The following is a 5,958-nucleotide window of genomic DNA, read 5'->3' as shown; positions in this document are numbered from 1 at the left end:
GGTCGTCCCCACGGCCGACTCGGGGGGGGAGGAGTCGGGCCGGGTTAGACACGGTCGCGAACGATCCGTGACTTCCATGGTGTACCCGAGAGCCTTCTCAGGCAAACCCACACGCCTCAGCTTACGCCGAATGGAGGGCCCCTATGCTCGGCATCGTGGAAAACCACTCGTTGCCCCGGACGGCCGCGTTCTTTGATCTGGACAAGACGGTCATTGCCAAGTCGAGCACGCTCACCTTCAGCAAGTCCTTCTACCAAGGTGGCTTGATCAACCGACGCGCCGTGCTGCGCACCGCATACGCGCAGTTCGTGTTCCTGGCCGGCGGAGCCGATCACGACCAGATGGAGCGGATGCGCGAGTATCTCTCCGCCCTCTGCCGGGGCTGGAATGTGCAGCAGGTGCGTGAGCTCGTCGCGGAGACCCTGCACGAACTCATCGATCCGATCATTTACGACGAGGCCGCCTCTCTCATCGAAGCACACCACACCGCGGGCCGCGATGTGGTGATTGTGAGCACCTCCGGCGCCGAGGTCGTCGAGCCGATCGGTGAACTCCTCGGAGCGGACCGCGTCGTCGCCACACGGATGGTCGTCGAGGACGGCACCTTCACCGGCGAAGTGGAGTACTACGCCTATGGCCCGACCAAGGCGGAGGCCATCAGGGAGCTCGCCGCGTCGGAGGGTTATGACCTCTCCCGCTGCTATGCCTACAGCGACTCGGTGACCGATATCCCGATGCTGGAAACGGTCGGACACCCCCACGCGGTCAATCCGGATCGCGCCCTGCGCCGGGAAGCGACCGCCCGCGACTGGCCGGTCCTGTCCTTCAGCCGCCCGGTGCGACTCAAGCAGCGCCTTCCGGCGTTCTCCATGCCCTCGCGCCCCGCCCTTGTCGCGGCAGCCGCGGTCGGCGCCGCGGCCCTGACGGCGAGCCTGGTCTGGCTCACCAGCCGACGCCGCACATGCCGCGCATCGAGTGCCCCTATTGCCCGCTTTTGAGGTAAAAAGCAAAGAACTGCGGCTTGGACTTCCGCTTCGCGGACGACAGGAGTAGAAAGGAATCAACGGCCCGCGAGACCAGGGACATCCGGGAGGACGCCCTTCACGCACCATGGCCCACGGACCGAGCATGAACGTCGGGCACCCACGCGACGCCGACCCGTCGATTACGGGCCAGCCGCACCAGGGGCGGGCAAAGTTCCCGACCTGATGGGCGAGCATCGTGCACGCATGGTAACCCGGCGAACATGCCAGCGGCGGTACTGGACTTGACCGGTACCGCCGCAACCCTGTGAGCGCGATGTTCACGCCTTCGGGAAACTTTCACGCACTTCCGAGGCTCTGTCCTCGTCTCTCCGACGGCCAGCCCTCGGCCTCTTCAGACCCGGTTCCCACCACTCCGGAACCCATCCGGAACCCCACCGGGCAGCCCCTCCCCCTGGGACACCCCCGGAGGAAGACCGAGTCCGTCACGCGGCTCCGCGCTGGAGCGCCTCACAGACGGCCGTGCTCTCCCGCACCCCGAGCTCCACGGCGCGCGCGCAATGGACGATCCACGCGGCGACCCCCTCAGGAGTTCCGGAGACATAGCCCTCGAGCGCCGCCGCGTAGGCGTCCCGACCGAGTTCGGCGTGCCCCACCTCCGCCGGACAGATGGACTTGGGGTCGAGGCCGCTGCCGACGAGCACGATCCGTTCGGCGGCCCGCGCCACCAACCCGTTGCACGAGCCGAAGGGGCGCAGCGCCAGCAGCTCGCCGTGCACCACGGCCGCTGTCACCAGCGCGGAGGCCTCGCTCCCCGCGATCAGCAGACTCGCGAGTCCGTCCAGCCGCCCGGAGACCTCCGAGGCGCTCGGCAGCTCCAGTCCGATCAGGGGCTCGTCGACCGGCTCTCCCTCGAACCGCGGCCGCCCCACCGTGTCGTCGGGCCGGCTGCCACCCGCCGCGACCAGGTGCAGCCTGGCCAGCGCCCGCAGCGGCGACTGCCGCCACACGCTGAGCAGCTGACCCGCCTCGGCGGTGAGCCGCAGGGCGGCGCCGACCGTCCTCGGCTCGCCCTCGACGCCGAAGTCGGTGCGGCGACGCACCTCTTCGAGCGCCCAGTCGGCCCCGGCGAGCGCCGCGGAAGCACGCGCTCCGCGGAGTGCCGCCTCGGAGGCGATCTCATTGCTGCGGCGGCGCATCACCCGGTGCCCATAGACGCGGTCCACCGCCTTGCGCACGGAGTCCACGGAGTCGGCGACACCGGGGAGCGAGCCCAGGGCCACGAGCGGATCGGCAGTCGTACTCATGGGTGAAACAGTACGCACTTCGGCTTCACACCCCTCGAAGGAGTGGTCTTCTTCACGCGCAGCTCTCACCTTCCGCGGCCATCGCCCTACGCTTGGTGAACATGAAGATCGCTTTCGTAGGCAAGGGCGGCAGCGGGAAGACCACGCTGTCCTCACTGTTCATCCGCCATCTCGCCGCGGATCGCGCCCCTCTGATCGCGGTGGACGCGGACATCAACCAGCACCTCGGCGCGGCGCTCGGACTGGACGACGAAGAGGCCGCCGCACTGCCCGCGATGGGCGCCCAGCTCCCTTTGATCAAGGACTATCTGCGGGGCTCCAACCCGCGTATCACCTCCACCGCCACAATGATCAAGACGACTCCGCCGGGCCGGGGCTCCCGGCTGCTGCGGATCGTCGAGGACAACCCCGTCTACGCGGCGTGCGCGCGGGACGTCCCGCTGGACGACGACACCTCCGTCCGGCTGATGGCGACCGGCCCCTTCACCGAGTCCGACCTCGGGGTCGCCTGCTACCACTCGAAGGTCGGCGCGGTCGAGCTGTGCCTCAACCACCTCGTCGACGGACCCGGCGAGTACGTCGTCGTCGACATGACGGCGGGGAGCGATTCCTTCGCGTCCGGGATGTTCACCCGCTTCGACATGACGTTCCTGGTCGCCGAGCCCACGCGCAAGGGGGTCTCGGTCTACCGCCAGTACAAGGAGTACGCACGGGACTTCGGTGTCGCCCTGAAGGTGGTCGGCAACAAGGTGCAGGGCGCGGACGATCTCGACTTCCTGCGCGCGGAGGTCGGCGACGACCTGCTGGCCACCGTCGGCCACTCCGACTGGGTGCGGGCCATGGAGAAGGGCCGCCCGCCACGCTTCGGTCTGCTCGAGGAGGCCAACCGCGCGACGCTGCGCACGCTGCGCGAGACGGTGGATGCCACATACGAGGCACGTGACTGGCCGCGCTATACGCGCCAGATGGTGCACTTCCACCTGAAGAACGCGGAGAGCTGGGGCAACGCGAAGACGGGCGCCGATCTGGCGGCCCAGGTCGATCCCGCATTCGTCCTGGGAGAACACGAGGCCTCCACCGCCCCACAACTGGCCTGACATCGCTCACAACCGACCAGATAAAAACACTCATTCACCCGAAGGAGGGAACGGCTCCTTTATTCGACCAAGCCCCCTTCCTCCGGCCTTTACTCTGCATTACGATTCGTTTACCGAGCGTTGATACGCCCCGCCATCGCAGCCGCTCCCGCCGCTGCACGCCGTGACCACGGCCCGGGTTTCACCCGTCGCCGCGCAGCCCCGACGAAGACGGGAACGCCCAATGCAGCCTCAGTCGACGAATACACAGTTCGAGGGAGAGAGCCCTCCCGACCGATCCACCTGGCGGCAGGATCTCCCCGCTTCCGCCGTCATTTTCCTGATTGCCATGCCGCTGTCACTGGGCATTGCCCTGGCCACCGGCGCACCGCTCCGTTCCGGCCTGATCGCGGCGGCGGTCGGCGGCATCGTGGCCGGCCTGCTGGGAGGTGCCCCACTGCAGGTCAGCGGGGCCGCCACCGGGCTCGTCGTGGTGACGGCCGAGCTCGTACAGCGCTACGGCTGGCGGGCCACCTGCGCGATCACCGTACTCGCCGGCCTGACCCAACTGGCCCTCGGTGCCGCACGGGTGGCCCGCGCGGCGCTGGCCGTCAGCCCGGCCATCGTCCACGGCATGCTCGCGGGCATCGGCACTTCCATCGCCCTCGGGCAGGTGCACGTGGTCCTCGGCGGCAGCCCGTACAGCTCCGTCCCGGCGAATCTCGCCGCGCTGCCCTCGGTGCTGACCGATCCGCACCCGTCGGCCCTGCTCGTCGGGGCGGTCGCTCTGGCCGTCCTGATCGTCTGGCCCCGGCTGCCCGGCCGCGTCGGCCGACTGCTGCGTACGGTCCCGGCGCCGCTCGCCACCGTGGTCGTGGCGACCGCCGCGGCCACCGGTCTGACCCTGCCCCGGGTGTCCCTGCCCGGCTCGCCGCCCGAGTGGGGGCCGCAGGTCCTTCCCGCGCTGCCGTCCGTGCCGATGCTCGGGGTGTTCACGGCCGTCCTGACGGTCACCCTGGTGGCGAGCATGGAGTCACTGCTCTCCGCGGTGGCAGTGGACCGGCTGCGAGCCGAACGCTCCGGGGAGCCGACCGACGGAAGGGCGGATTCCGCAGCACTGGACCGGGAGCTCCTCGGCCAAGGGGCGGCCAATGTGGTGTCCGGGCTGCTCGGCGGACTGCCGATCGCCGGTGGCGCGCTGCGCGGCTCGGCGAACGTCCGGGCAGGCGCTGCCACCCGCAAGTCCACGGTCCTGCACGGAATCTGGGTGCTCGCGTGCGCGGCGCTGCTCGCCTCCGCGCTGGAGCTGATCCCCCTGGCCGCGCTGGCCGCTCTGGTGATGGCCTCGGGCGTCAGGATGGTGAGCTTCGCCCACATCAAGCATGTGCAGCGGCACCGGGAGTTCCCGATGTACGCGGCCACGCTGGCGTCGGTCGTGCTGTTCGGCGTGCTCCAAGGGCTCATGGTCGGCGTGGTGGTGGCCGGTTTCCTCTCACTGCGGCGGCTCGCTCACACCCATATCACCGTGAAGGAGGAGGAAAGTTCATACCGGGTCGTCGTCAGCGGCCAGTTGACGTTCCTGGCGGTGCCGCGGCTGAGCCGGGCACTGACCCAGGTGCCGGTGGGAGCCAGCGTGGCGGTCGAGCTGGGTGGTTCGTTCATGGACCACGCCGCGTACGACACCCTTCAGTCCTGGAGCAACGCCCACCGTTCGCAGGGGGGATGGGTCGCCCTCCGCGGGCGCGGCGGGCAGCCGATCGCGGAGCCTTCCAGCACGCACAACTGCCGCCCCTGGACGCCCTGGCGCAACCACCATTGCACCCGCCCCATCGCCTTCCAGGGCTCCCTGGATCCCGGTGGCGGACACCAGCTCCTCGGCGGGGTCACCGCGTTCCAGCGCCACACGGCACCACTCGTGCGGGACGAGCTGGCGCGGCTGGCCCTGGAAGGACAGCGCCCTACCCAGCTCTTCCTCACCTGCGCCGACTCCCGCCTGGTGACCAGCATGATCACCTCCAGTGGGCCCGGCGATCTGTTCACCGTGCGCAATGTGGGCAATCTGATGCCGCCGCCCGGGGCCGAGAGCAGCTGCGATTCGGTCGGCGCCGCCGTGGAGTACGCGGTCGAGGTGCTGAAGGTCGGCTCCATCACCGTGTGCGGGCACTCCGGATGCGGGGCGATGCAGGCGCTGCTGGACACCGCCGACCAGTTGCCGGACGACGGGCAGACCTCGCTCACCCGCTGGCTGCGCCACGGCCGCCCCAGCCTGGCCCGGATGCAGCGGATCGGGCGGCTCGGCCGGGGCGAGGTCGCGGTGGCCGACCGGCCCGTGGTGGACGACGTCGAGCGCCTCGCGCTGGTCAATGTGATGCAGCAGCTCGATCACCTCATGGCTCACAGTTGCGTCGCCCGGCGCGTGGCCGAAGGCTCGCTCCAACTCCAGGGGATGTACTTCCACGTGGGCGAGGCACAGGCCTATGTGCTCGATCAGTGCTCCCGCACTTTCAAGGCGGTGCGGCCGGAAGTCCTCGACGCGGTCTGACGGGCCGTTGGTGACGGGAGCGCGTGGAAGCGCGCGGGAGGGGTGCGGCC

4 protein-coding genes are annotated in these 5,958 nt (G+C 69.6%); 3 read left to right on the top strand and 1 reads right to left on the bottom strand.

Annotated features, from left to right (window positions below; all coding sequences use genetic code 11):
- Positions 1-143 precede the first annotated feature (143 nt).
- A complete protein-coding gene (locus K6I34_RS29705) occupies positions 144-998 on the top strand; it encodes an HAD family phosphatase (protein WP_229330602.1) in 855 nt (284 codons plus the stop codon).
- Positions 999-1,468: 470 nt separating this feature from the next.
- Here the strand turns inward: K6I34_RS29705 and K6I34_RS29700 are convergent, their stop codons facing one another.
- Positions 1,469-2,290 carry an oxidoreductase gene (locus tag K6I34_RS29700; protein WP_229330600.1) on the bottom strand — a complete coding sequence of 274 codons (822 nt, stop codon included), beginning with the start codon at positions 2,288-2,290 and terminating at the stop codon, positions 1,469-1,471.
- Positions 2,291-2,391: 101 nt separating this feature from the next.
- Between K6I34_RS29700 and K6I34_RS29695 the strand changes: the two genes are divergently transcribed.
- Positions 2,392-3,387: an ATP-binding protein gene (locus K6I34_RS29695; RefSeq protein ID WP_229330599.1), complete on the top strand. Its 996-nt coding sequence runs from the start codon at positions 2,392-2,394 to the stop codon at positions 3,385-3,387.
- A gap of 223 nt (positions 3,388-3,610) precedes the next feature.
- On the top strand, positions 3,611-5,908 hold the full coding sequence (locus K6I34_RS29690) for a SulP family inorganic anion transporter (RefSeq protein ID WP_275127179.1): 2,298 nt from the start codon (positions 3,611-3,613) through the stop codon (positions 5,906-5,908).
- The last annotated feature ends 50 nt before the right edge of the window (positions 5,909-5,958 follow it).

The sequence above is a fragment of the Streptomyces sp. UNOC14_S4 genome (assembly GCF_020740835.1).
GTDB lineage: Bacteria > Actinomycetota > Actinomycetes > Streptomycetales > Streptomycetaceae > Streptomyces.
The sequence above is the reverse complement of the archived record's forward strand: the minus strand, read 5'-3'. Positions and strand labels throughout refer to the sequence as shown.